The following is a 25,561-nucleotide window of genomic DNA, read 5'->3' as shown; positions in this document are numbered from 1 at the left end:
GAGATGGGATGAGTGGTTGTACGCGAAAAGTTTCATGGTGATTTAAAGATATTACGTGAAAAATTATTAGAAATAGGGCGCTTAACGCATGAGGCGTTATCAAAATCAATTGAAGCGTTGCAAACAAGTAACGTTGAGCTGGCGCTAGAAATTATCGACGGTGATTCATACGTGGATGACTTAGAAGAAGAAATTAATGACCTAGCTATCCTACTGATTGCAAAGCAGCAGCCCGTGGCTATTGATTTAAGACGTATTATTGTGGCAATTAAAATTGCTTCGGATGTTGAGCGTATGGCAGATTTTGCCGTTAATGTAGCAAAATCAGCTATACGAATTGGAAACGAAGAATTAATTAAGCCGTTAGAACATGTAAAGAAAATGCACGATATTTCGATTGAAATGCTGAGCCTTTCGTTAAAAGCTTATCACGAAGAAGATCTTGTGTTGGCTAAAAAAGTAGCGGAAATGGACGATCAAGTGGATGAGCTTTACGGAATAACAATTAAAGAACTTTTAAGTCTTGCTAAAGAAAAGCAGGAGGCTATGAACCAAATTACACAGCTTTTATTTGTAGCCCGTTATTTAGAGCGTATGGCTGATCATACCACTAACGTAGCAGAAAGCGTATTTTACCTTGTAAAAGGCAAACGCTACGATTTAAATGAATAGTGGAAAAAGAGGCTGGGACAAAAGTGTTTTAGTTGAAGGAAGATCCGAACGATGAATCGTTCGGATTTTTTTCATTGTATCGAGAAACGTAGGTTTAATGTAGCTGCTTCTAGCTGTTAATGAGAGGGAAGGGCAAAGACTCCTGCAGGAAAAGCGGAAGCGACGAGGAGGCTCATCGCCGCCCTCGGAAAGCGACATTTTGCACGGAAATCAACAGCGGTGTAACAAACGATTCATACGGGCCCATGCATCCAATTTGCTGGCCTGGATTTTTTAACACAAATCGACAAATTGCGTTTATTGTGGCAACTTTTTCTGAATGGTAAGATGTTAATAAGTTTATACGGCATTTATATGTAGAAAAAACAATCTAAGAAACGAAGTGATAAAACAGTGGCTCCTAATCTTATTCAAAACTTAAATGTGTGTATAGCTACTCAGCTTGACTCATCTCGTATTTATGTTCACTGGTCGTTTTCAGAGCATATTCGAGAAATGGTAGAAAGTATGTTTTCGACACGATGGGAAGAATTGAATCTAGCTATGTGTACGTATGATATAACAGGCCTTCATTTTAACGGCCATGAATCAAACCGCTATTATATGAAGGGTCTTACTCCTAAGCAAGACTTCATATTTATGAATAGCTTGGAAAGTGAGCGCACGTATGTAATAGATATTGGTATTCAAGATAAAGAAGGAAGTTTTTTTTCCCTTCTTCGTTCGAATCCGGTTTATTTGATGAAAGAACAGCATGAACAAGTGAATGTAACGTCGTTGAGCTGGATGTACGAACCTGTAAAAGTTCACCAGGGTGTTCAAAATGAATTTAGCACATATTCCTTATATTCAAATGACTTGGAGCAGGTGAAGAAGCAATATGAATAGTGATGACTGTATTCTTTTAACTTATATGCATTATCCGTTGCTACATGTACTTCAAGCAGAGAGTGAGTATCCGCTGTTTGAACAAGTAACGAACGAATTCATCCCTTTTTTAGATCAAATTGAGTCTGAAAAATTGATAGGTGCAACAGCTGTGATGTCTTGTGTATTTTTGAACGTATTAAACGACGAGGAGTTTAATACTCGTTACGCTCAGTATTTACACCAGTTTTCAAGCCGGCAGCATCAGAGAGCACTCACTTTTTTAAAAAAGTGGGACGGGAGCTTGTTCTCAGCCTGCAAATATTTCTTTCAGCATGACATGCTGGAATGTATTCCTACTACCGTAACGAACGCGTTCGTTTCCATCCTTAAAACAGAACAAACATTAAATCTCCAAATTACAGAAGCAATACGTGTTTTTCAACAGTTTTTTGAAAAAAAGCCCGTCGGTTTTTTTATACAGCAAGGAGAGTATACTCATCAAGTAGATATGCTCCTGAAATCTCATGAAATGCGCTACACCTTTGTGAAGTCATCAACAGATGAACTAAAAAAGTCCCCTGCTGGTATTATCTTGTTTCCATATCCTAAGCAAGGAAAACAAGTTGAGGAAGGAACAATGAATAAAGCGAGCGCTGTTTTGGATTTGAAAGCGAAGGACACGCTTGGCTTTCAGCGAATGCAAGCAGCAAGCGGTACATTTCAATATCCTTTAGATTACGCGAGGGATATACAGTTTCATCAAAACGAAACTCTTGCACTCTACGGTGCAACAAAAAGCGCCGAATTTGTCAGTGAGAACAATCAATTGTTTATTTCAACCGTACAGAAGTCAGAGGCGATGCTAGGTGTGATCGATTTTAAACATCCTAGCGTGGTGAATGCCATCTACCGACAGTGGCTCCTTTTAAGTAGCAGCGATTGGCTTTATACTTTTGAAAAAGTCAGGGGTGAATACGAAAGGCAAATAAAGCTGTTTGATTTTCTCTGTCACGAAGAGAATCCAAGGATGGATAGTGAAAACAGTTTTCTTTCAGGAAGTTCTTTTTTATACCCTGTAAAAGAGATAGAGCCGTCGGCTTTATCAGTAAATCAATATAAAGGCGGTCTCTCCATTTTAATGCTTGCATGGGAATTCCCTCCTCTAGTTATCGGAGGACTTGCACGACATGTATTTGATTTATCCAGAGCGTTAGCTAGAGCGGGTCATCACGTTAGTGTATTAACGACGTATGTAGAGGGGCTGCCGGAATATGAACGTTTATACGGTGTTCACGTTTACAGAGTTAAAAGCCTGCAGCCTCATCATCCGGATTTTTTGACATGGGTAAACAGTTTGAACGTGGCTATGGCTCTTAGAGGACTGGAGTTAGGCTACAAGCTGTCTTTTGACGTTATTCATGCTCATGACTGGCTTGTTGCATCCGCAGCAAAATGTTTAGCAGATAAAACGGATAGGCCGCTAATTACGACCATTCATGCGACAGAACATGGGCGCAATAATGGTATTCATAATGACATGCAGCAGAAAATTCACTTGCAAGAAGAGGAGCTGATTCGACAATCAAGCTCAATCATTGTCTGCAGCGACTATATGAAGAAAGAATTAATCACTTTATTTCACGTAGAACAGGATAAAATTGCTATATTTCCAAATGGAATTGACAAGCAGCTGGTAGTCGACGCAGTAAATGAACGGTTAAAAGAAAGTTTACAAAAGAAATATAATTTTAGAAAGGCCCCTATTATTTTTTCAATTGGACGAATTGTATATGAAAAAGGATTTCAGCTATTTATTGAAGCAGCGGAACTATTTAAGAAAAAACAAATAGATGTTCAATTTGTTGTGGCGGGAAAAGGGCCTTTACTTCATGAATTTCGAACACAGGTAAGTGAAAAGCAATTAGACAAATACGTGTATTTTATTGGATACATTACCGATAACGAACGAAATCAACTTCTTCAAGCTTGCAAAATGGTTGTTTTTCCAAGTCTATATGAACCTTTTGGAATTGTGGCTTTAGAGGGGATGGTAGCCAAGAAGCCAACCATCGTTGCCGATACAGGAGGTCTAAGCGATATTGTTTCACATTTCGACACGGGCCTGACGTTTGCCAGAGGAGATACGCTCGAATTAATCAACTGTATTGAATTTTTGTTAAAAAATGAAAAAATAGCTGCGAAAATCAGCGAAAATGGGTATAGAAAAGCAACAACGATGTTTAGCTGGGAGAAAATCGCTATCGATACAAGTAAGCTGTTTCAACATCACATTTGCCAGGATAAAAAAAGGAGGGAGGCAAAAAATTGAAAGCCATTATACTTGCTGGCGGTAAAGGAACAAGACTGCAGCCCTTGACCTACACGATTCCAAAGCCTATGCTGCCGCTTTACGATAAACCTGTGATGGAATATAGCATTGAACTGCTTAAGAAACATGGAATTACAGAGATTGGGATTACGCTGCAGTATAGGCATGAACAAATTATTGAATACTTTGGGGATGGCTCTCAGTGGGGAGTGACGCTTACTTATTTTATCGAAAAAGAGCCTCTTGGAACAGCGGGCGGAATTAAGCGAGCAGAGGCCTTTATTGAGGAAGACTGTATTATTATTAGTGGAGATGCCTTAACAGAAATTAATCTTCAAGACGTTATTCATTTTCATTATGAACAAAAAAGCGAAATGACCATTGTTACAAAAGAAGTAAACGACGTGCGGGGTTATGGAGTGGTGACGATAGATGAAGGGAATCGAGTCACGGGATTTGTAGAGAAACCCACCTACGAACAGGCCAATAGCCGATTGATTAATACGGGAGTGTATGTGATCAAAAAATCCGTTCTTGATTACGTGAATTCTTATGGTCCTACAGATTTTAGCTTTGACATTATCCCGCTTCTTTTGGAATATAATCATACTGTGTGCAGTTTTGTAACAGAGGATTATTGGATTGATATTGGGCAAATCCACCATTATCGTCAAGCACACTATGATTTGTGGAGCAAGTGGTTTGGCGATAGACAGGAAAGTATTGTCTCAGATGACGCGCTTATAGAAGAAGGGGTGACTGTTTACGATCCGGTTTACGTAGGAGAAAATGTGGTGATTAGAAAAGGTGCTTCAATTGGTCCTTACACGATTATCGGAACCAATAGTATCATAGAAGCACATGCTGCAATCGATAAAACGATTTTGCTTCAAAACGTAACGGTGGGGGCAGAATCGTTTTTATACAACGCTACGATAGGTCCGTATGTAAATGTTCAAGCAATGACTACGTATGTCCAAGATACAGTAGCTGAAAATCAAGTGCTACCTCAACTTTCTGTAAAACCAGATGTTTCTATCTTCAAAAACGGTCGCCTGTATGTACATTCATCTGTTGATCGAGAAAGACTATACAATGCGTTATTACTTGTATGCAAACATCAAGGATCGTTCTGTCTAGCAAGCGATGATGAAGGAGAAGCCACTCAACTTCGCAAAGAATGCTTTTCTTTTTTACGGAGTAATCATTCAGCTGTGTATGATATTAAAAAAGAAGCTCTTCCGGTATTTCGATATTACATGATGACTTCACAAGCGAGCATTGGTATTTATATTGGTGTGGATAGCAAAAACAGCGGTCTGTTTTTAGAAATATATGATAATAAAGGACAATTAGTTAATCAGCTTATTGAAAAAAAGATTGAGCGGATGTATCTTCAAGCTAAAAAAGCAAACATAACGACTTCTGTTTCACTTAAAGAAACAAGCATAGGAAATATCAGGGAAGAATATTGTGATGCTTTAGTAAAATCAATTAATCAGCATGTTTTATTAGAAGACAGTACGCGGATTGGTGTGATTTGTTCACCGTTTATACAGGAAGTTGTCGAATTATTATGTAAGCGTCTTCGTATCCATGTGTTATTTTTAAACAAGTGGGAGAAAACAGAAGAAACCAAACGAATAATTAAACGAAATAAGCTGTCTTTTTGTATTCAGATTAAAGAAGATGGAGAAACATTTGCTCTATATGATGAAAAAGGCTGCAGCGTAAATGACTCAGAAATTATGTCGCTTTATATTTATAGCGTATACATGACAAAAAAAGTAGCATTCGTTCCTATTCCTATACACTATTCATCCACATTAGAAACATTTGCTCAATCTCTCAATCAATCATTTATGAGGACAAAAGCAAAAAAACGTGATTTGCTTAGTCTTTTGGGGCCTGTTCAATTTCAGTTAGATGCCATGTACGCTTTATGTCAGCTGATCGAATTAATTATGGTGCAGCAGCGGAAAATTTCTGAAATGATTCAATATGTCCCCCACGCTTATATGAACTGGCGCTATATTTCATGTCCGCTAGAAATTCAAGAACAAGTGATGAAGAAGTTATTAGAAGAAGCAATCGGTAAACAAGTGTATGTCATTGATGGTTTAAAAATTTACCATGATCCTCATGAATGGACGCTTATTTTGCCCGATGGTCACTTGCCTGTATTAAATATTTATTCAGAGGCGTTAAATACTCAGACTGCCAAGAAGCTGTCGGCATATTTTGTAGAAAAAATACAAGAATATCAAAGAGTGTAAATAATGGATTTTATTTAAAAGAAAGGAAGTACGCCTCTCATAAAAAGAGTTCCGCCTATTTTAAGAAACTTCATCTATATATAAGGCGTAGCAGAGAAGGAGCTCAGGACTCTAAGAGGAAAGAAAAAGTGAAGAAATGAAATTAAATGACTTTCTTCAAAAAAACAGACTGGCATTTCCTTTCGAAAAATGATATTATATTAAAGTCTGATTTATGTTTATAATGTTTGGAGGGAAAATAGATGCGCGTAAACGTTACATTAGCTTGCACTGAAACTGGTGACCGTAATTACATTACAACTAAAAACAAGCGTAATAACCCAGATCGTCTTGAGTTAAAAAAATACAGCCCAAGACTTAAAAAAGTTACACTTCATCGTGAAACAAAGTAAGCAGTAGGAGTACAATCCTGCTGTTTTTTTTTATAGGGGGGAATTAAAATGAAATCTCATCTGCGCAAAGAGATGAAGCGCGTTCTTAATTTAATTTCTGAAGAGCAGCACGAGGCACATTCAACGAGCATAGCAAATGCACTGTATGAAACTTGTTTATGGAAAGAGGCTAGAGTCATTGCAGCTACGGTTTCAAGAAATAAAGAAGTTAATACGAAAGCCATCATTGAACGGGCTTGGAAAGATGGAAAGAAAGTAGCTGTTCCAAAATGCAACCCCACAACATCTCAAATGGTTTTCTACGAGATTACGAATTTTTCACAGCTTGAAACAGTGTACTACGGGTTAGCCGAACCAATTGTTGAAGAAACGGTTCCCATTTCAAAATCTTCAATTGATTTACTCCTTGTGCCTGGCGTGGTATATAGCAAGAATGGATATCGTATCGGCTATGGAGGCGGCTATTACGATCGTTATTTAACAGATTATACCGGACAGAAGCTAAGCCTTGCGTTTGATTGTCAAGTCGTTTCAGAGGTTCCATATGAATCTCATGATATTCCCGTTGAATATATTTTGACAGAGAAGGAGCTTATTTGCTGTGAATCCGTTTGATGCTGTCATGATAATCGTGATATTACTCATGGCAGGAGCGGGCTACATAGCAAAAGCACTGACAGTATCGGGAGCCTGCATGTCTTTCATCGTAGGAGCGAGCGTTTATATCGGTTTTTCGCTTCAAGGTTTTTTACTCTTACTCTTATTTTTTAGCACTTCTACGTTGTGTAGTAAGTATAAAAAAGAAAAAAAACGCGCATTAGAAGAAAAGCTAGAGAAGCACGACAGGCGAGATTACATTCAAGTCCTTGCTAATGGAGGTGTAGCTGCTGCTTGCGGTTTGTTATATGCTGTAACAGCTTTGCCTGTTTACATGTGGATGTTTATGATTAGTATCTCAGCTGCTAATGCTGACACATGGGCATCTGAAATAGGGTCTCTTAGTAAGAAGCCGCCGTTTTACATTTGGACGTTAAAGAGAGTAGAAGCGGGTACTTCAGGAGCCGTTTCACTTTTAGGTACAGCAGCCGGAGCAGCCGGAGCTTTTCTTATTGCTGCCGCTTGTTATTTTGCTTTTCCATCCGTATCGCTGAGTAGTATATTGCTAGTTGGGTGCTTTGGTTTTATTGGAAACGCTATAGACACTCTTCTTGGAGCAAGTGTGCAAGTTCGCTTTCGCTGTCAAAGCTGCGGTATTGAAACGGAACGGAAAGATCATTGCGGCAAGCCAACCGTAAAAGAAAAAGGAATAACGTTCTTTAACAATGATGTTGTGAATCTTGCCGCTATTTTGCTTGCTGCTTTTACAGGCGGAATCCTTATCCTGCTTTTACCTATATAAGAGCATAAAATGTTCGTCATAGGAGCAAAGTAAACGTAAGGAGGCTTGAAAATGAGACATATTGTATTAGTACTTACGCTTTTAGTTGTTGGAACGCTGGGCTACCAAATGAGATACCGTGTTTTAAATTCGCTGTTTGGAAATTCATTTATCCGCAGTCTAGCTGTTCGTTCATTTTTTAATTTGCCGTTTGTTCGGGATCGTTTAATGAAGCAGGTCTTCCGCTAAGAGCGAAAGATACATAAAAAACACCTTACAGACATGTAAGGTGTTTTTTCGTAGAAAAAGAAAAAGGGAAAATCGTTGCTTTTTTCCTGGCTTTCTGCCATCTTTACATATAGAGAGTGTGAGGAGGTGACTATTTGTCTAGGCAAGATTTTTATTATTTGCAGGTGGCACAGCAATTGCTTGGCCATTCTTCATATGAGCTGATTTCGATGAAAGCTGATGCTTCAGAGCTATGGTTTCAATCTCACTATCGCAAAGATAAGTCAATAATCCGCATAGTCCGCCGTAATTTCAAATCAGTCGTTGAGCAGCAAAAAGATGTATTGTATGCATTACAAAGAGCTGAGAATGTGCGAAAGCAGAGCGGTAAATCAACGCTTACTCTTAACACAATTTACTTTGCTGATTTTGATCCTTTTTATACAGAGCAGTCCTTAGAAAGTGCGCCGAGTCCCTCTAAAGTGAATAGTTATGTTGAACAACTAACGGCAGAGAAAGCAAGCGCTTATGAACCTCTATTCGAACGGCTGGGTCTTACATTAGAAAGCGCAGACAATTTCTCTTCCGAAGAAGAAGCTCAGCGGATAGAACAGTGGAAACATAAAATTGTGCTTTTTGTGCAGAAAAAACAAAGCGAAGAACAGCAAATAGCTGGATACGGAAAGCCTATTTTTACATATATATTTTTAGCGATGCAAATCTTAATGTTTCTATTTCTGGAGTGGAAAAGCAGTACGCAAAATACGCTCACTCTGATTCAATACGGAGCTAAATATAACCCCTTAATTATAGAAGGCGAATGGTGGCGTTTTTTTACACCTATAATTTTGCATATAGGACTTCTGCATTTGCTTATGAATAGTGTAGCCCTGTATTATTTAGGAACGCTTGTAGAGAGGATATATGGCAGCGGGCGTTTTGTCTTTATTTATATATTTGCCGGGTTTGCAGGATCTCTAGGAAGTTTTATATGGAATACGTCTATTTCTGCAGGAGCCTCAGGGGCCATTTTCGGTTGCTTTGGAGCTTTACTGTTTTTAGCAAGAACAAATCCACGCTTCTTTTTTCGAACAATGGGATCGAGTTTCATTGTCATCATTGTGATTAACTTGATTTTTGGATTTGTTGCGCCGAACGTCGATAATGCAGGGCATATTGGCGGTTTGGTTGGCGGATTTTTAGCTGCAAGCATCGTCAGTTTACCGAAACAAAAAAAGCTGTATATTCAGATTCCGGCTTTCATTTGCACGCTTTTATTAGTAGGAAGTCTGCTTTTTTATGGATATCATGAGCGTTCTGTTTATCAAGATGAGCCATATGCACTCAGCGTAGCGGCTACGTATCTTCAGCAGAAGCAGTATGAAGAAGCAAAAGACGCCATCAAGCTTTTTATTGAAAAAGGGACAAGCAATAGTGACATATATTTTATCAGTGCTAGCGCAGAATTTTATCTTGAAAATTATAAAGAAGCTAAACAGCAATTGAATCAGGCTGTAAAGTATGATTCAACTTTTCATGAGGCGTATTACAATTTAGCTTTGGTGAATATAAAACTGAACGATATTTCAGCGGCCACACAAAATATCGACAAAGCAATTGCGCTTGAACCACAAAGTAAAAAATATGAAAAGCTGAAGCGACAGCTAGAAAATTAAAACTGTTGAATGACGAATTTAATATTTTATACTTTACTATTGTGAGAACGTTTACTAGAATATTAATATGTAGACCTAGCAGTGGGCGTTAAATACGGCCGCTGTTTATGACTGAATGACTGTTGAGTTATCTCAAAATAAATGAATCATATCACCTAGAAAATAGGATAAAGGTGACAGAATGAATACGTTATATGATGTACAACAATTATTAAAGTCCTTCGGCATTTTTATATACGTAGGCGATCGTACTGCTGATTTAGAGCTGATGGAAGCGGAAGTAAAAGAATTATATCAGTCTAATTTGATTGATGTACGTGATTACCAAATGGCAATTCTTTTGCTCCGTCGAGAGTTAAAACAACAAAAAGAGAAAAAGGATGAATGAACATGGATGACAAATGGTTAGTTGGAGTTGATTTAGGCGGTACAACAATAAAAATGGCCTTTATTAATCATTATGGAGAAATCATTCACAAGTGGGAAATTAATACGGATGTGAGCGAGCAAGGCCGTAAAATTCCAACAGATATTGCAAAAGCAATTGATAAAAAGTTAAACGATCTTGGAGAAGTAAAGTCAAGGTTGGTGGGAATTGGTATTGGTGCACCGGGGCCTGTCAACTTTGCAAACGGTTCGATTGAAGTAGCTGTCAATTTAGGTTGGGAAAAATTCCCTATCAAAGATATCTTGGAAGTAGAAACTTCTCTTCCTGTTGTAGTAGACAATGATGCAAATATTGCAGCCATTGGAGAAATGTGGAAAGGTGCTGGAGACGGAGCAAAAGATTTGCTGTGCGTTACGCTTGGCACAGGTGTTGGCGGCGGTGTCATTGCCAACGGTGAAATTGTACAAGGCGTAAATGGAGCAGCTGGTGAGATTGGCCACATCACATCTATTCCTGAAGGCGGGGCACCGTGTAACTGCGGCAAAACCGGCTGTTTAGAAACAATTGCTTCAGCAACTGGGATTGTACGTTTAACGATGGAAGAGTTAACGGAAACGGACAAACCAAGTGAGCTTCGCACAGTGTTAGAACAAAACGGACAAGTTACATCTAAAGATGTATTTGATGCAGCACGTTCAAAAGACGAGTTAGCTATGCATGTTGTAGATAAAGTTGCCTTTCATTTAGGCCTAGCACTAGCAAACTCTGCTAATGCATTAAACCCTGAGAAAATCGTTCTAGGTGGCGGTGTGTCTCGTGCAGGCGAGGTATTACTTGCACCGGTAAGAGATTATTTCAAACGTTTTGCATTTCCTCGCGTAGCGCAAGGTGCTGAGCTAGCAATCGCTACTTTAGGAAACGATGCGGGAATTATTGGAGGAGCTTGGTTAGTTAAATCTTATTTTGAATAATAAGCATGAATCTAACTGAGATAAAAAAGCGCTTTGACTAAATGTCAAAGCGCTTTTTTATCATGCATCTTTTCAATCTTTACATATACATAGTGTAAAGGAGTGAAGATTATGCGAATTATAGATATCCAAAAGCCTTACGATTACAAGCGAACCATAAAAGACATACAAACACTTTTGACTTATTATCCCTATGGTTCTCTTGAATGGATAGGGTGCAGCGTGCTTGGAAAGCCGATTCCTCATATTTTAATTGGAAACGGAAAGAGAAAGGTTCATATCAATGCGTCGTTTCATGCTAATGAATGGATTACGACAAATGTTCTTCTACAGTTTATGGAAGATTATTTAGCTGCTCTTCATTATGATCAGGCGTTGAACGGGCAAGATTCAAGAGCTCTTTTTAATCAAATTACGCTTTCTGCAGTTCCAATTGTTAACCCAGACGGAGTAGATCTGGTCTTAAAAGGTCCTGGTGTAGGCGAACCTTATGCGTCTTTTCTTTCTAAAATAGGGAGAGATTTTCCAGATTTTCAAAGCTGGAAAGCAAATATCCGAGGGGTGGACTTAAACAATCAGTTTCCGGCTTATTGGGAAATCGAAAAAAAGCGTAAAGAACCTAAAGCGCCGCATTATCGAGATTTTCCAGGCTATGAATCTCTCTCTGAACCTGAAGCTCAGGCAATGGTAAAACTCGTTGAGCGTCATGATTTTGATTGTGTGATTGCTTTACATACCCAAGGAGAAGAATTTTATTGGGGGTATATGAATGAAGAGCCTGAGGAAGCAGAGGAAATAGCAAGCTATTTTGAAAGGGTAAGCGGTTATAAAGCTGTCAAAACGATTGATAGTCACGCGGGATTTAAGGATTGGTTTATTTTAGAAAAGAAAAAGCTGGGGTTCACCCTAGAATTGGGAAAAGGGATTAATCCGCTGCCTTTATCTCAAATATCGCGCGTATATAATCCGACTAAAGCTATTTTAGTTGCGGCAATGGATTATCTGTCTATTTAAAAAGCCACGCAAAGCATATGCTTTGCATGGCTTTTTTAATGATGTACCGCCGGATAGCCGTGATGTATGATGGTCATCACGGTAAACCATCCGAATACACCGAATGTTAGTACCGAAAAACCAATGCCTAATATGTTTTTATTTCTCAAAGATGAAATAGCTGCAAATACGCCTAGCAATGTTGTTAGTGCAAAAATAATCATAAGACCCACTCGAAGAAACCTCCTTTAGGTAACTTAAAATTAAAGCGCTATCATTAGCTTATCCCTTCAATTGTAAAACTTTTCTAACCGTTTGTCGAGATGAAAACCAATCTTTCTTTTGCTTCTTTGGCTTAGAAAGGTCCTTACTTTCATTTATAAGATGATGTGTGTATGATAATGCATATAACGGAAATAAATTTACACAAGGAGGACACATTATGAACTATCATCGTATACCGCTAGGACCTATTCAAACGAATTGTTATGTCGTTGCTAACGAAAAAAAAGAATGTTTAATTTTTGATCCGGGAGCTCAGGGAAAACAGCTCGTTGAATTTCTCGAAAAACAAACGTATAAACCATTAGCTATTTTGCTGACACACGCTCATTTCGATCACATTGGAGGAGTAGATGAGGTGATGAATCACTACTCTATCCCGCTTTATGTACATAAAAACGAAAAAGAATGGCTTCATAATAGTGACTTAAACGGGTCGAAATTTTTTGACCTAGGAGAAATTACAGCTCCAGATGCAACCGATATTATTTCATCAGAAGGCAATTTAACAATCGGTTCATTCCAATTTGAGGTGTATGAAACGCCTGGTCATTCTCCTGGCAGCGTTTCATATTATTTCAAACCGGGTAACTTTGTAGTATCTGGTGACGCGCTTTTTGCAGGCGGCATCGGGCGCACAGATTTACCTGGAGGTAATCAAGCTCAGCTGTTAGAAAGCATCGAATCGAAATTGCTGTCCCTTCCAGAAGATACGCTTGTACTAAGCGGTCACGGACCTGAAACAACTGTGGGACACGAAATGGATCAAAATCCTTTTCTAAATGGGTTTTAAGAATACAAAAAGCGATGGAAGCCCATCGCTTTTCTCTTTACTGTCCTGGTGTCATCATAAAAGTTGACCAGTACGTGAACCCCACAAAAAAGACGGTCAAATATGCTCCAAAAACGTAAATGTACATTCTTTCAGACAGCTTTAAATAACTAAGAATTACAAAAAAGCCTGTTTGAGCTAAAAAGAGTAAAGAAGTCTTATGCATGTGACCGAGGTAAAACATTACAGTGAAAATTGCTGTCCAGAACCCCATTACACGGTACATTCGTTCCACGTCCATTTCCTCCTTTATCAAACTTAGTTAGTGTCATGATGAATGTCATCGCTGTGTAAGCACTAGAAAGCACTTATGAAACTATATCGATACTTTTCCATTATAATACATCCTTTCTTTCCTGAAAACGCTATCTTTTCCTTGAAATACGACAGAAGAAAAAAAGTTATACAAAACGTATGCAAAATACTATACAAATGTTATACAAAACGTGTACAATGTATATAAACAATCTATAACTAAAAAACGGGAGGGTTTCATATGGAAGAAATTAAATTTTATACGTACCCGAGCTGTACATCATGTCGTAAAACGAAAAAGTGGCTAGTGAAGGAAGATGTAAATTTTAAAGAGCGTCATTTATTTAGAGAAACACCTACTCATAAAGAAATGCTTGAACTTCTTTCTATGACAACAGAAGGGATGGATGAACTTCTTGCTAAAAGAAGTCAGGAATATAAAAAGTTAAATGTTGATGTGGACAGCATGACGTTATCACAAGTAGTCAATCTATTAATTGAACATCCTCGTTTGCTTCGCCGCCCCATTTTAACGGATGGCAAAAAGCTTGTAGTAGGTTATAACGAATCTGCACTTAAAAATTTGGTCAAGAAAAAAACAAGTCTTGCGTCTCTAGTTGTGTAAGCATACATGATGAAGAAGCTCAATTCAGTAAATAACGAATAAAACGACAGCGTAGAGTTTTACATCACGTTGTCTTTTTTTATGTAATCGTTTAGAGGTGTACAGAAGTTGTACATCGTGTACAAGGACTGAAGCGAAGAAAAGAAGCGTATACGAAAAAAATTATAAAAATGAAAAAAGAAGGAGGAAAATCTCGAAAAAGGTCGAAATTACTGTTTCTAGGTGTTTTAAGAATCATCTTCATTACAAATAAAGGAGTGATGATCGTTTGACCGAAATTGAACAGTTTGCTACTTACGTTATACGAGATGCATGTGAGTGTCGAAGTTCTGATGTGCATATTGTGCCCCGAAAGAAAGATGCTGTGATTCAGCTGCGAATTGACCAGGAGCTTATTTTAAAGAGGGTTATTTCAAAGGAAATGTCTGAACGGCTCATTTCGCATTTTAAATTTTTAGGGGGAATGGATATTGGGGAGCGCAGAAAACCTCAAAATGGTGCATTGACCACTTCCGTTGATCACTATCAAGTAAATTTGCGTTTATCAACTCTTCCTACTTCTCATGATGAAAGTCTTGTTATTCGGCTTTTGCCTCATCAACAATCTACCTCTCTCAAACATTTATCTCTTTTTCCTGAACATACTAAAAAGCTTATTTCTCTCTTGAAATTCTCTCATGGATTAATTATTTTTACCGGTCCTACAGGATCAGGTAAAACCACTACTCTATATACTCTTTTACACGAAGTAAAGCACCTTTTTAATCGAAATGTTATTACACTAGAAGATCCTATTGAAAAACCGAGTGAAACCGTGCTTCAAGTGCAGGTAAATGAACGCGCAGGGATTACGTATACGACTGGTTTAAAAGCTATATTGCGCCATGATCCAGACATTATCATGGTGGGAGAAATAAGAGATAGTGAGACTGCCAAAATTGCTGTGAGAGCAGCGCTTACCGGACACTTGGTTTTGACAACGATGCATACTAAAGATACAAAAGGATCTTTGTACAGGCTGCTTGAGTTTGGCGTTAGCTTTCAAGAAATGGAGCAGACTCTTGTAGCAGTAGCTGCACAGCGTCTTGTAGAAATTCGCTGTCCGCTGTGTTCGGGAAAATGCCACCCTGCTTGTAAAAAAATGAGGAAGCATCGTCAGTCCAGCATATACGAATTGCTTTATGGCAAGGAGCTTAGCGCAGTGATGAGAGAAGTGAAAGGAGAAAATGCGGATTATGATTATAAGACGCTCCGAGATGTTATTCTAAAAGGAATCGCGCTAGGCTATTTATATCCGCATTCGCTAGACGGATGGGGGTAAAGACAAATAGACAAAAAAGGTGGTCTCTAGCTCAGCAAGCAAAAATTCTTAAGCAGGTCTCCAAGCTCTTAGAAAAAGGCTACACTCTTTCTCAAGCTCTTTCATTTTTGACGTTTCAAGTATCTAACAAAGAAAAAACGGATATTGAAAAATGTCTTGAGCAGTTAAAACGAGGAGAATCTTTGCACGATGCTTTTGTTAAACTTCAGTTTCACCGTGATATTTTAAGCTATTTATATTTTGCGGAACAGCATGGAAACCTTCAATTTGCTTTAAAAGAAAGTAGCTCAATGATTGAAGAAAAAGTAAGGCATCGTAAAAAATTTCAAAAGCTTGTTCAATATCCCGTATTGCTACTTCTGTTTATTCTTTCCATTTTATTTGTTTTAAGTACGGTTTTACTTCCGCAGTTTGAAGCTCTGTACTTATCCTTTGGAAACAAGCAGTCTTCGTTTATCCTCTTATTTATGCAGGCGATGTCGTTCTTTCCTTTTGTGTTACCTGCAGTCATCAGTATGCCAATCATCCTTTATTTGTTTTATGTAATTTACATTAAAAAATTGCCTCCAGTAGTTCAAATGCAGCTTTTTATGAGAGTTCCCGTTATCCGAACGTTCACACGACTATTTAACTCCTACTTTTTTTCTGTTCATATGAGCAATTTATTAAACGGTGGTTTATCTATTTATGAATGTTTTGCTCTTTTTCAAAAGCAGGAGCATCATCCGTTCTTTCAAGTGGAAGCTTTTGCTTTTACAGATCAACTTTCCTCAGGAATGCGATTAGATCATATCGTTTCAGCTAAATCTCATTATGAAAAAGACTTGGCTCATGTTATTGTGCATGGCCAGCAGAACGGTGAGCTTTCTCAAGAGCTGTATGATTACAGTCTATTTATGATGGAAAGAATGGAACAATTTATTTTTCGTATTTTAAAATATGTACAGCCGCTTACATTTTTGTTCATCGGAATGGTCATTCTGCTTATGTATATGTCTGTTATGCTTCCGATGTTAGAAGTGATGTCGAGCTTGTAGAAGGGTGAAAGAATATGATTCTAAAAGGTAATAAAGGGTTTACCCTTATTGAAATGTTAATCGTTATGCTCGTTATTACCGTGCTTTTGCTCATTATGATTCCAAATGTATTAAAGCATAATACGGTTATTAACAACAAAGGCTGCTCAGCTCTTGTCAAAACCGTAGAGGCTGAGGTACAAGTATATGAGCTTGAAAACAGCGAAAAACCAAGTCTAGAAGAGCTTGAAGCAGGAGGCTACTTAAAAGAAGGCACCGTGTGTCCAAATGGTCAAGCTATTCAAATTGACGGTACCGGAAAGGTTACGGCTAGTGGTTCTTCTTAAGCAAAAAGGATTTACCCTCATTGAGATGCTGATGGTTTTATTTATTGTGCAAGTGATGATGTTTTCCATTATCGTAACCATTCGGCCGCTTGTGGAATATTACAAAATCACATTATTCTTGCGACAGCTGCAAAGCGACACGTTTTATGTGCAGCAGACAGCCATGAACCGAGAATCTCCAATTAAAATTAACTTCGCACCGAAGGGAACAGAATATATTGTTTCTGATTCTCGTGCCGTTCTTTATAAGCGCGCCTATGACTCCACGATTCATATCACGTTTGGAAGCGGCAATTCCACGATACAATACAACAAAAATGGCAATATTTCTCAAGCAAAGACCATTTTTATCAGCAGTCAAAAGTTTAAATACAAAGTTACTTTTCAAATAGGTAGAGGGCGTTTTTATGTGGACAAGATGTAAGGGTCAGCAGGGCTATACCTTGTTAGAAATGCTTGTTTCATTTAGCATGCTTTTACTCCTAACCGGTACAATTATTCCTTTGTATGTTCAGATGAAGGAAGAAGAAAAGAAGCAATATGTTTCGTATCAAGCTGATGCTATCTTACACGAAGAACTATTGAAATATAAATATGAAACAGGATATAAACGGCGAGAAAAAATCGTAAAAGAAAACGTTGTGTTTTATCTGAAGTGGAACGGAGAAAGTGCTCAAAAGCTTTGTGTAGAATGGACAGATTCCGCTGATAAAATGAAAAAGAAGTGTGATGTGATGTTGAAGTGAAAAGTGAAAAAGGCTTTACGCTTGTAGAGATGTTAGTCAGTTTTGCTCTTTTTTTGATCATTGTTTCATTTTTCCCCATTATCATTCCGCTAGCTAAGCAAACATATAATCCAGACTTTAGTATGAATGAAATGGAGTGGGAAATTTTTGTGAATCAACTTGCTATGGAATATCGAGAAGCAAAAGAAGTGAGAATTCATGCGACTACGCTTACGTTGAAAATGGAAAATAATCAGATCATCACTTATGAACGATACGAAGACAAGATAAGAAGACGAGTGGATGAAAGCGGTCATGAAGTTGTGCTGCAGCATATTAAGAATATCATGTATGAACAGCAAAAAGAAAGGCTGCTGATTCGTTCAACAGACGGTGTTAACAAAGTTAGAGAAGAAACCATTACGACGTTTTTGATGCTTGCTTATGAAACATAATGAGCAAGGGTTTATTCTCCCGGTTGTGTTGGCATTTTGTGCGCTTTTTCTTCTGTTAGTAGCTCAGCAAACTACTTATTTTGTGACGAAAAGTTCATTTTATCAAGAAGTAGAGCAGAAAAATCGTCTGCAGCATCTTTTAGAAAACGCGGTTGTACATGTAAAAAAAGAAATAAAAGAACATAATAAATCTCCATCTGCACCCTTAGTGTTAGAAACGGGTACGGTTTCATACGACGTAGTAAGTGAAGATGAACAGATGATTATCCTAAAAATAAAGTGTCAAACACTGCAAGGAAGAGCATTGACAGAAACCGCATATATTCAAAAAAAGGACCAGCACATTGTGAAGTGGACGGATTAAGTCTCTTTCTCTCCGGATATAATAGTGCTGAGGAGATGATTATATGAAAACGAATGATTATGTAAAATATATGACTCAGCAATTTGTACAATATATGGATCAGCCAAAAGAAGAGAGGAAAACGAAAAAGATTCAAAAAAAAGAAGAGCGAGCACCTTTTGCGAACAGATGGTTTGGAATGATTCCGCTGTCGTTTATGCTGTGGTACCGAAAGAAAAAAGAAAGATGAGCATATCATATGCTCATCTTTTTTTAACCGGCTTGTGTTTTATTAAATTGACGTGACATCGTTTCGGGCGATATGTAAAATAAGCCACCGTTTATAAACTTAAATAAGATGGTCGGCTCGTACAGCTCTTGAAGCGCTGTTTTTTCGGTCATATATATTTCTGGCAGCTCTTCTGCTGTTTCGTAAAAATGATCAAGAAGCGCTAAGTCTTCGTACCATCTTTCCTGCGCTTTTTCTGCCCATTCAGTCGGTTGAGTTTTAACGTAGTCAGTCACGTATGATGTGAGTCGTGCAATCGCACTTTTCGGCTTAATAAAAGGTGAAAGAGTAAAGCAATAGTCCGAGATTTTAGATGATAAATTTTGATTAATGATTGATTCATGAAATGATTCAACGATTTGTCCGTTAATTAAATTAATGCCAAGCGACAAGAGCTCATCCTTTTTACGGTCGCATTTGTATGAGACTTTAATATTTAACGCAAGCCAAGGGTGTAAAGGCTGATTTGTTGGCTGAGCTGATGAAACTTGTTCATACAGATGAATAAACCCGCCTAGCTTTTGAGTAGAAGCGAAAATTTGATGCAGCCTAGGTGAGCCAAAATGAATTCGTTCTCCTTGAACAGAATCGTCTTCAAACGCGGGGTCTGTAATGAAAGTGAGTGAAGCAGGATTTGCTTCTCCGCCTGTCTTTTCAACATAATGCCAATAAAATGGACGATTCATCAACTCTTTGTCAAGTTCGATTGTTAATTGAACCGTTAGATAAGATGGTGTTTCTGTGACAATAGAACAATTATTAGCTAGAAAGTAACGCTTTAAAAATTGATGAATATCAGTTTGCTGCATGCTGATCCTCCTCGCTGTCTTCGTATTGAATAATAGACGTCAAGTTCTCCATTTTGATTTTTATTTCTCCTTCACTCCGTGAATGAAATAAAATATCTTGAATATGCTCTTCGATATTTTTTAAATCAAGCTTTGTTAAAATATCATCTAACTCTCCAACAACTCGTTCAAAAAGGTTTATTTTTTCGTATAACAATTTTAAAATATGTTCTTCGACCGTATGTTGAATCGCTAAATTGTAAATGTGAACATCATGTTTTTGACCTAAACGATGTACCCTTCCAATTCGCTGTTCTAGACGCATTGGATTCCACGGTAGATCATAGTTAATAATATGATGACAAAACTGAAGGTTGATTCCTTCTCCGCCCGCTTCAGTGGCAATAAATACTTGCGCGTGGCTTTCAAAAAGCTGCTTCATCCAGTCTTTTTTACCTCGCTTAAATCCTCCTCTAAACGGTACAGAGGTAATTCCATGCTGTTTTAAATACCACTGTAAGTACAGTTGAGTTGCTCTGTACTCAGTGAAAATAATAACTTTGTCATCAATTTTTTGAACGAGCTCCAGAACTTTTTCTGCTTTTGCATTTTGCGGCACTTGCTGAAGTAGTTGCATTAACGGAGTAATCATATGTTCCGTTAATGCGCTGTTTTGATCTTCCTGACGTTCCAGCATGTTTTTTAATGTCATATACACCGCTTCACGGCTGCTGCAGGCCTCTCGCTGCAGGGTTAAAATTGAAAAAGCACTTGAAGGGTGCAGTCCGTTTCCTTTAAAAGACGTAATCGCATCGTATAGCTCGCGTTCTTTCGGTGAAAATTCAACAGGAATGGTTTGAACAATTCGCTTCGTCCATTCGATACCAGTATCATGGCGGCGATTTCGAATCATAACTTTGTTAACAAGCTCTTTTAAGTGCTCATCGTTTTGCAAAGAGCGTTTTTTAGCAGAAAATAACTCTTCGAAATAGTCTTTATTGCCGAGATGGCCAGGCTTTAAAAGAGAGACTAAGTTGAAAATTTCTTCAATTCGATTTTGAATCGGTGTTGCGGTTAGCAACAGACAAAATTTCTTTTTCAGGCTTTGAACAAATTCATAGTTTTTTGTTTTGTTGTTTTTAAGTTTATGAGCTTCATCAATGATGATGAGGTCGTAGTCTTGTTCTAGCACAATTTCTCGATGAGGGGAACGTTTTGCTGTATCAATTGAAGATACAACGATGTCACACTGATCCCACACATATGATTTTCTTTGAGGGACCGCGGGAATATAAAATTTTTGATTCAATTCCATAGCCCACTGTGAAACAAGCGAAGCTGGAACTAAAATGAGAACTTTTTTAACAAGCCCGCGAATCATATATTCCTTCAAAATTAACCCTGCTTCAATCGTTTTCCCTAGTCCTACTTCATCTGCTAAAATGGCTTTCCCATTCATTGTTTCGACTACTTGTTTGGCTACTTCGAGCTGATGAGGAAGCGGCGTTAAATCGGCTAGATGTTTTGGGCTTTGTAGTCCTTCAAATTCTGAGATAAGCGTTTGGTCTTCTATTTCATAGGCAAGTTTATACAAATCCCATGCAGACCAAGGGCCGTCTTGCTCCAATTTAGTTGAGAAGGCTGCTTCCCATGTTTCATCGATGTTTAATTTCACTTTCATGATAAAAATGCTCCTTTGTAAAAAATTTTTATTGAACAAATGATAAGAATCAGGTAGGATAAAAATATATTTAGAAAATTTGAAAAAGAAAATAGATTAGCACTTTACAAATGATTGTGTGAATAGAGATAGATACATCTTTCAGTAGTATGCCCAACTTTACCAACTTTATAGAAGCGAATGACGACACGGGGAGAGACTACTTGAATGTAGCGCCGAAGGAGCAAGCAATAAAATTGTGAATCTCTCAGGCAAAAAGACTCTTGTTTGACGCAGCTCTGGAGAGTGTCTATGCGTTTATAGACCACCCACGAGGCAAACCTATTCGTTTATAGGTAAACTTTCAGGTGAAAAGGACAGAGACTTCCTACTAAATACAGTAGGGGGTTTTCTGTCCTTTTTTGCTTGGATACATAGTGATCCCCACACTATTTGAAAACTCCCCGTTATGAAAAGTTTCACGTGAAAAAGAGGAGGACATAAATATGACAACAGAATTACACAAAACGCCGCTTTATGATACCTATCAAAGATATGGTGCCAAAACAATTGATTTTGGAGGATGGGCTCTTCCCGTTCAATTTTCTTCTATTAAAGAAGAGCATGAAGCTGTACGTACAAAGGCAGGTCTTTTTGATGTCTCTCATATGGGAGAAATTCTTGTGACAGGAGCTGATAGCTTAGCTTTTCTTCAGCATACGATGACAAATGACGTTTCTACCCTTGTAGATGGAAAAGCGCAGTATACGGCTATGTGTTATGAAGACGGAGGCACGGTAGATGATTTGCTGATTTACAAAAAAGCAGATCAAGAGTATTTGCTGGTCGTAAACGCTGCTAATATTCAAAAAGACTATGAGTGGCTTGTGTCTCACAAACAAGGAGATGTAACGCTCGTTAATCAATCTGATGAAACTGCGCAGCTAGCATTACAAGGTCCTTTAGCAGAAAAAGTTTTACAAACGTTAACGAATAAAAATTTAGCTTCATTAAAGCCATTTACATTTGCTGATGATGTAGAAGTAGCGAATGTAAAAGCTCTCGTTTCACGTACTGGATATACCGGAGAAGATGGTTTTGAAATTTATTGTTCTTCAGCTGACGCCTCTCACTTGTGGACGGCTATTTTAGAAGCAGGAAGTGAGGACGGTGTGTTGCCTTGCGGACTAGGCGCTCGCGATACGCTTCGTTTTGAAGCTACTTTGGCTTTATATGGCCAAGAGCTTTCAAAAGATATTACGCCAATTGAAGCTCGAATTGGATTTGCAGTAAAAACGAACAAAGACAGCTTTATTGGAAAAGAAGTGTTAAAAGAACAGCGTGAAAGCGGGGCACCTCGTAAGCTGGTAGGAATTGAAATGATTGATAAAGGTATACCAAGACACGGTTACGAAGTATTTGCAGATGAAGAACAAATTGGATTTGTGACAACAGGTACACAGTCACCGACATTAAAGAAAAACATCGGTTTAGCGCTATTATCAGCAGAGTATACAGAGCTTGGTCAAGAAGTGGAAGTGCAGGTTCGGAAAAAACGCTTAAAAGCAAAAGTGGTTTCAACACCTTTTTATAAACGTTCAAAGTAAGCTTTGGGGAGGAATTTAACATGTTACATCGCTATTTACCAATGACAGAACAAGATCAGCAGCAAATGTTAGCAGCAATTGGTGTTTCATCCGTTGATGATTTATTTTCAGATATTCCGCAGCGCGTTCGTTTTCAAGGAGAATACAATATTAAAAAAGCGGCTTCAGAGCCTCAGCTGTTAAAAGAATTAAATAATATGGCTGCAAAAAATGCTCATTTGAAAGAATATTCTTCTTTTTTAGGAGCGGGAGTTTACGATCATTACATGCCGGTTATTGTTGACCATGTTATTTCTCGTTCGGAATTTTATACTGCCTATACTCCGTATCAGCCAGAAATTTCTCAAGGAGAACTTCAGGCCATCTTTGAATTTCAAACAATGATTTGTGAGTTAACGGGGATGGACGTGGCCAATTCTTCTATGTATGACGGAGGAACTGCTTTAGCAGAAGCCGCTATGCTCAGTGCGGGTCAAACGAAAAAGAAAAAAGTACTTGTCTCTGCGGCCGTTCACCCTGAGTCAAAAGATGTGTTAAAAACGTATGCGAAGGGTCAATATATTGAAGTGGTAGAAATCCCTGCAGCAGACGGCGTAACAGATATGATTGCATTAGAAAAAGAGATGGGAAGTGACGTGGCAGCTGTTATTGTCCAGTATCCAAATTTCTACGGACAAATCGAGCCGTTAAAAGAAATTGAAGAAATTACTCATCAAGAAAAATGTATGTTTGTGGTTTCAAGCAATCCTTTATCATTAGGTTTACTTACGCCTCCTGGAGAATTTGGAGCTGATATTGTCATTGGAGATGCACAGCCATTTGGTATTCCAAGTCAATTTGGAGGCCCGCACTGCGGATACTTTGCAACTACGTCTAAGCTTATGCGAAAAATTCCAGGACGATTAGTAGGGCAAACGGTCGATGAAAACGGTAAGCGAGGGTTTGTTTTAACCCTTCAAGCGCGTGAGCAGCATATACGCCGCGATAAAGCGACGTCTAACATTTGTTCAAATCAAGCGTTAAATGCTTTAGCAGCATCAGTTGCAATGACAGCTTTAGGCAAGCAAGGTGTAAAAGAAATGGCGCTGCAAAACTTATCAAAAACGCATTATGCATATGAAGCGTTAAAGGCAAAAGGGGTAAATGTAGCATTTGAAGGACCGTTTTTTAACGAACTAGTCGTGAAGCTTCCTGTTTCGGTAACAGAAGCAAACAATCATTTATTAGCATCAAAAATAATTGGCGGTTATGATCTTAGCCGTGATAACCAAGCGCTTGAAAATCACATGCTGCTTGCTTTTACAGAACTCCGTACAAAAGAGGAAATTGACCAACTTGTAAATGAATTGGGGGATCTTCATGCTTAATCAAAATCAATCACTTATTTTTGAAAGCAGTAAAGAAGGGCGAATCGGCTATTCATTGCCGGAGTTAGATGTTCCGCAAGTAAATGCTGAAGAGCTGCTTGGAAAAGCGTATGTCCGTACCGAAGCTCCTGAGCTTCCTGAAGTATCAGAACTCGATATTATGCGTCATTACACCGCGCTTTCAAAACGAAATCACGGAGTGGACTCAGGGTTTTATCCGCTTGGTTCATGTACGATGAAATATAATCCAAAAGTGAATGAACAAGCAGCACGCATTGCTGGGTTAGCGCATATTCATCCGCTTCAAGATGAGCAAACGGTTCAAGGTGCTCTCGAACTTTTATATGATTTACAAGAGCATTTAACAGAAATTACGGGAATGGATGAAGTAACACTTCAGCCAGCAGCGGGTGCTCATGGCGAGTGGACCGGGCTTATGATGATTCGTGCCTATCATGAAGCAAATGGTGAGACGCAGCGAACAAAAGTCATTGTTCCAGACTCAGCTCACGGAACGAACCCTGCTTCGGCAACAGTTGCGGGATTTGAAACGGTAACGGTAAAATCAAATGAACATGGTTTAGTGGACTTAGAGGATTTACGCCGCGTAGTGGGAGAAGATACAGCCGCTTTAATGTTAACAAACCCAAATACCCTAGGGTTATTTGAAGAAGATATTTTAGAAATGGCTGAAATTGTTCACGCAGCAGGTGGAAAACTTTATTATGATGGTGCAAATTTAAACGCAGTATTAAGCAAAGCTCGTCCTGGAGATATGGGGTTTGACGTTGTTCATTTAAATCTTCATAAAACCTTTACAGGTCCTCATGGAGGCGGCGGTCCTGGTTCTGGTCCGGTAGGGGTAAAAGCAGATTTAATTCCGTATCTGCCTAAACCAGTGCTTGTGAAAACAGAACAAGGCTATCACTTTGACTATAACCGTCCTCAGTCAATTGGACGCGTAAAGCCGTTTTACGGCAACTTCGGTATCAACGTTCGAGCTTATACGTATATTCGTTCAATGGGTCCAGACGGCTTAAAAGCCGTAACGGAAAACGCTGTGCTAAATGCCAACTATATGATGCGTCGTTTAGCAGAACACTATGAGCTGCCGTTTGACCGTCACTGTAAGCACGAATTTGTTTTATCAGGAAAACGTCAGAAAAAGCTTGGCGTGCGCACATTGGATATCGCGAAACGACTGCTTGATTTTGGCTATCATCCGCCGACTATCTACTTTCCTCTTATCGTAGAAGAGTGCATGATGATCGAACCAACGGAAACGGAGTCGAAAGAAACGCTAGATGCGTTTATCGATGCGATGATTCAAATTGCAAAAGAAGCAGAAGAGACGCCTGAACTCGTACAGGAAGCTCCGCATACAACGGTTGTGAAGCGCCTTGACGAAACGCTGGCAGCGAGAAAACCAGTTCTTCGCTATCAGAAAGAACAGGCTGTTCAAAACGTCTAACAAAA

The 25,561-nt window shown here is 38.6% G+C and carries 30 protein-coding genes and 1 riboswitch; of the genes, 26 read left to right on the top strand and 4 right to left on the bottom strand.

The annotated features are described in order from the left end of the window. The first annotated feature begins 12 nt into the window (after positions 1 to 12). From phoU to ACMX9J_RS13490, 13 genes are all read left to right on the top strand, one after another. Positions 13 to 672 carry a phosphate signaling complex protein PhoU gene (phoU, locus tag ACMX9J_RS13550; RefSeq protein WP_013059193.1) on the top strand — a complete coding sequence of 220 codons (660 nt, stop codon included), beginning with the start codon at positions 13 to 15 and terminating at the stop codon, positions 670 to 672. Positions 673 to 791: 119 nt separating this feature from the next. Then, positions 792 to 998 carry a hypothetical protein gene (locus ACMX9J_RS13545; protein WP_176544770.1) on the top strand — a complete coding sequence of 69 codons (207 nt, stop codon included), beginning with the start codon at positions 792 to 794 and terminating at the stop codon, positions 996 to 998. A gap of 67 nt (positions 999 to 1,065) precedes the next feature. Next, on the top strand, positions 1,066 to 1,560 hold the full coding sequence (locus ACMX9J_RS13540; protein ID WP_034271122.1) for a DUF4912 domain-containing protein: 495 nt from the start codon (positions 1,066 to 1,068) through the stop codon (positions 1,558 to 1,560). Then, on the top strand, positions 1,553 to 3,871 hold the full coding sequence (locus ACMX9J_RS13535) for a glycosyltransferase (RefSeq protein WP_034271119.1): 2,319 nt from the start codon (positions 1,553 to 1,555) through the stop codon (positions 3,869 to 3,871). The genes ACMX9J_RS13540 and ACMX9J_RS13535 overlap by 8 nt, the downstream gene beginning before the upstream one ends. Next, positions 3,868 to 6,147: a sugar phosphate nucleotidyltransferase gene (locus ACMX9J_RS13530; protein ID WP_049166203.1), complete on the top strand. Its 2,280-nt coding sequence runs from the start codon at positions 3,868 to 3,870 to the stop codon at positions 6,145 to 6,147. Before ACMX9J_RS13535 ends, ACMX9J_RS13530 begins: the two co-directional genes overlap by 4 nt. A 242-nt stretch (positions 6,148 to 6,389) precedes the next feature. After that, positions 6,390 to 6,539: a 50S ribosomal protein L33 gene (gene rpmG, locus ACMX9J_RS13525; RefSeq protein WP_013059189.1), complete on the top strand. Its 150-nt coding sequence runs from the start codon at positions 6,390 to 6,392 to the stop codon at positions 6,537 to 6,539. A gap of 48 nt (positions 6,540 to 6,587) precedes the next feature. Next, positions 6,588 to 7,154, top strand: a complete 567-nt coding sequence (locus tag ACMX9J_RS13520; protein WP_049166202.1) for a 5-formyltetrahydrofolate cyclo-ligase — start codon at positions 6,588 to 6,590, stop codon at positions 7,152 to 7,154. Continuing rightward, complete coding sequence (locus tag ACMX9J_RS13515) at positions 7,141 to 7,938, top strand: DUF92 domain-containing protein (RefSeq protein ID WP_033579694.1); 798 nt, start codon at positions 7,141 to 7,143, stop codon at positions 7,936 to 7,938. The genes ACMX9J_RS13520 and ACMX9J_RS13515 overlap by 14 nt, the downstream gene beginning before the upstream one ends. A gap of 51 nt (positions 7,939 to 7,989) precedes the next feature. After that, positions 7,990 to 8,166: a hypothetical protein gene (locus ACMX9J_RS13510; protein WP_013059186.1), complete on the top strand. Its 177-nt coding sequence runs from the start codon at positions 7,990 to 7,992 to the stop codon at positions 8,164 to 8,166. A gap of 134 nt (positions 8,167 to 8,300) precedes the next feature. Next, the gene (locus ACMX9J_RS13505) at positions 8,301 to 9,821 is read left to right on the top strand and encodes a rhomboid family intramembrane serine protease (protein WP_328142113.1); all 1,521 of its coding nucleotides are present in this window, start codon (positions 8,301 to 8,303) and stop codon (positions 9,819 to 9,821) included. A gap of 181 nt (positions 9,822 to 10,002) precedes the next feature. Then, positions 10,003 to 10,209: a YqgQ family protein gene (locus ACMX9J_RS13500; protein WP_028411617.1), complete on the top strand. Its 207-nt coding sequence runs from the start codon at positions 10,003 to 10,005 to the stop codon at positions 10,207 to 10,209. A 2-nt stretch (positions 10,210 to 10,211) separates the two neighbouring features. Further along, positions 10,212 to 11,180, top strand: a complete 969-nt coding sequence (locus tag ACMX9J_RS13495) for an ROK family glucokinase (protein ID WP_013059183.1) — start codon at positions 10,212 to 10,214, stop codon at positions 11,178 to 11,180. 111 nt (positions 11,181 to 11,291) lie between these two features. Further along, positions 11,292 to 12,194 (top strand): M14 family metallocarboxypeptidase, encoded by a 903-nt coding sequence (locus ACMX9J_RS13490; protein WP_028411615.1) that lies wholly within the window; start codon positions 11,292 to 11,294, stop codon positions 12,192 to 12,194. Between the two features lie 35 nt (positions 12,195 to 12,229). Here the strand turns inward: ACMX9J_RS13490 and ACMX9J_RS13485 are convergent, their stop codons facing one another. Then, positions 12,230 to 12,406, bottom strand: coding sequence for a DUF2759 domain-containing protein (locus ACMX9J_RS13485; protein ID WP_028411614.1), 177 nt, complete (start codon positions 12,404 to 12,406; stop codon positions 12,230 to 12,232). 209 nt (positions 12,407 to 12,615) lie between these two features. Here ACMX9J_RS13485 and ACMX9J_RS13480 point away from each other — a divergent pair, with 209 nt between their 5' ends. Next, positions 12,616 to 13,248, top strand: coding sequence for an MBL fold metallo-hydrolase (locus ACMX9J_RS13480; RefSeq protein ID WP_028411613.1), 633 nt, complete (start codon positions 12,616 to 12,618; stop codon positions 13,246 to 13,248). A 37-nt stretch (positions 13,249 to 13,285) separates the two neighbouring features. On the opposite strand, the gene ACMX9J_RS13475 is transcribed toward ACMX9J_RS13480, so the two are convergent. Next, positions 13,286 to 13,522 carry a DUF2626 domain-containing protein gene (locus ACMX9J_RS13475; RefSeq protein ID WP_013059179.1) on the bottom strand — a complete coding sequence of 79 codons (237 nt, stop codon included), beginning with the start codon at positions 13,520 to 13,522 and terminating at the stop codon, positions 13,286 to 13,288. 261 nt (positions 13,523 to 13,783) lie between these two features. Between ACMX9J_RS13475 and ACMX9J_RS13470 the strand changes: the two genes are divergently transcribed. The 9 genes from ACMX9J_RS13470 (at position 13,784) to ACMX9J_RS13430 (ending at position 18,624) form a co-directional block, all read left to right on the top strand. Beyond that, positions 13,784 to 14,167, top strand: a complete 384-nt coding sequence (locus tag ACMX9J_RS13470; protein WP_028411612.1) for a Spx/MgsR family RNA polymerase-binding regulatory protein — start codon at positions 13,784 to 13,786, stop codon at positions 14,165 to 14,167. A gap of 268 nt (positions 14,168 to 14,435) precedes the next feature. Continuing rightward, entirely contained in the window at positions 14,436 to 15,488 is a 1,053-nt protein-coding gene (comGA, locus tag ACMX9J_RS13465) for a competence type IV pilus ATPase ComGA (protein WP_028411611.1), read from the top strand. Further along, entirely contained in the window at positions 15,479 to 16,525 is a 1,047-nt protein-coding gene (gene comGB / locus ACMX9J_RS13460; protein ID WP_033579696.1) for a competence type IV pilus assembly protein ComGB, read from the top strand. The genes comGA and comGB overlap by 10 nt, the downstream gene beginning before the upstream one ends. Positions 16,526 to 16,539: 14 nt before the next feature. After that, positions 16,540 to 16,851: a competence type IV pilus major pilin ComGC gene (gene comGC, locus ACMX9J_RS13455; protein ID WP_416225842.1), complete on the top strand. Its 312-nt coding sequence runs from the start codon at positions 16,540 to 16,542 to the stop codon at positions 16,849 to 16,851. Beyond that, the gene (gene comGD / locus ACMX9J_RS13450; protein ID WP_016765559.1) at positions 16,838 to 17,275 is read left to right on the top strand and encodes a competence type IV pilus minor pilin ComGD; all 438 of its coding nucleotides are present in this window, start codon (positions 16,838 to 16,840) and stop codon (positions 17,273 to 17,275) included. The genes comGC and comGD overlap by 14 nt, the downstream gene beginning before the upstream one ends. Continuing rightward, entirely contained in the window at positions 17,259 to 17,597 is a 339-nt protein-coding gene (locus ACMX9J_RS13445) for a type II secretion system protein (RefSeq protein ID WP_033579698.1), read from the top strand. Before comGD ends, ACMX9J_RS13445 begins: the two co-directional genes overlap by 17 nt. Then, positions 17,594 to 18,031: a competence type IV pilus minor pilin ComGF gene (comGF, locus tag ACMX9J_RS13440; protein WP_033579699.1), complete on the top strand. Its 438-nt coding sequence runs from the start codon at positions 17,594 to 17,596 to the stop codon at positions 18,029 to 18,031. The genes ACMX9J_RS13445 and comGF overlap by 4 nt, the downstream gene beginning before the upstream one ends. After that, a complete protein-coding gene (gene comGG / locus ACMX9J_RS13435; protein ID WP_033579700.1) occupies positions 18,021 to 18,395 on the top strand; it encodes a competence type IV pilus minor pilin ComGG in 375 nt (124 codons plus the stop codon). Before comGF ends, comGG begins: the two co-directional genes overlap by 11 nt. 43 nt (positions 18,396 to 18,438) lie before the next feature. Beyond that, on the top strand, positions 18,439 to 18,624 hold the full coding sequence (locus tag ACMX9J_RS13430; RefSeq protein WP_013059170.1) for a YqzE family protein: 186 nt from the start codon (positions 18,439 to 18,441) through the stop codon (positions 18,622 to 18,624). 23 nt (positions 18,625 to 18,647) lie between these two features. Here the strand turns inward: ACMX9J_RS13430 and ACMX9J_RS13425 are convergent, their stop codons facing one another. Both ACMX9J_RS13425 and ACMX9J_RS13420 read right to left on the bottom strand, forming a co-directional pair. Next, a complete protein-coding gene (locus ACMX9J_RS13425) occupies positions 18,648 to 19,472 on the bottom strand; it encodes a YqhG family protein (protein WP_047749842.1) in 825 nt (274 codons plus the stop codon). Then, positions 19,459 to 21,132: a DEAD/DEAH box helicase gene (locus ACMX9J_RS13420; protein ID WP_033579702.1), complete on the bottom strand. Its 1,674-nt coding sequence runs from the start codon at positions 21,130 to 21,132 to the stop codon at positions 19,459 to 19,461. Before ACMX9J_RS13420 ends, ACMX9J_RS13425 begins: the two co-directional genes overlap by 14 nt. A gap of 180 nt (positions 21,133 to 21,312) precedes the next feature. After that, positions 21,313 to 21,405: riboswitch (glycine riboswitch) on the top strand. A 212-nt stretch (positions 21,406 to 21,617) separates the two neighbouring features. Here ACMX9J_RS13420 and gcvT point away from each other — a divergent pair. From gcvT to gcvPB, 3 genes are read left to right on the top strand one after another with little or no spacing between them, the layout of a single operon-like run. Further along, complete coding sequence (gcvT, locus tag ACMX9J_RS13415; protein WP_168761288.1) at positions 21,618 to 22,718, top strand: glycine cleavage system aminomethyltransferase GcvT; 1,101 nt, start codon at positions 21,618 to 21,620, stop codon at positions 22,716 to 22,718. A gap of 20 nt (positions 22,719 to 22,738) precedes the next feature. After that, complete coding sequence (gene gcvPA / locus ACMX9J_RS13410; protein WP_033579704.1) at positions 22,739 to 24,085, top strand: aminomethyl-transferring glycine dehydrogenase subunit GcvPA; 1,347 nt, start codon at positions 22,739 to 22,741, stop codon at positions 24,083 to 24,085. Continuing rightward, positions 24,078 to 25,556, top strand: a complete 1,479-nt coding sequence (gene gcvPB / locus ACMX9J_RS13405; RefSeq protein ID WP_028411605.1) for an aminomethyl-transferring glycine dehydrogenase subunit GcvPB — start codon at positions 24,078 to 24,080, stop codon at positions 25,554 to 25,556. Before gcvPA ends, gcvPB begins: the two co-directional genes overlap by 8 nt. Positions 25,557 to 25,561 lie beyond the last annotated feature (5 nt).

It is taken from the genome of Priestia sp. RMT2NF4 (genome assembly GCF_047872835.1).
Taxonomy (GTDB): domain Bacteria; phylum Bacillota; class Bacilli; order Bacillales; family Bacillaceae_H; genus Priestia; species Priestia zanthoxyli.
Note: the sequence above shows the minus strand (reverse complement) of the source record. Positions and strands in the feature narration are given on the sequence as shown.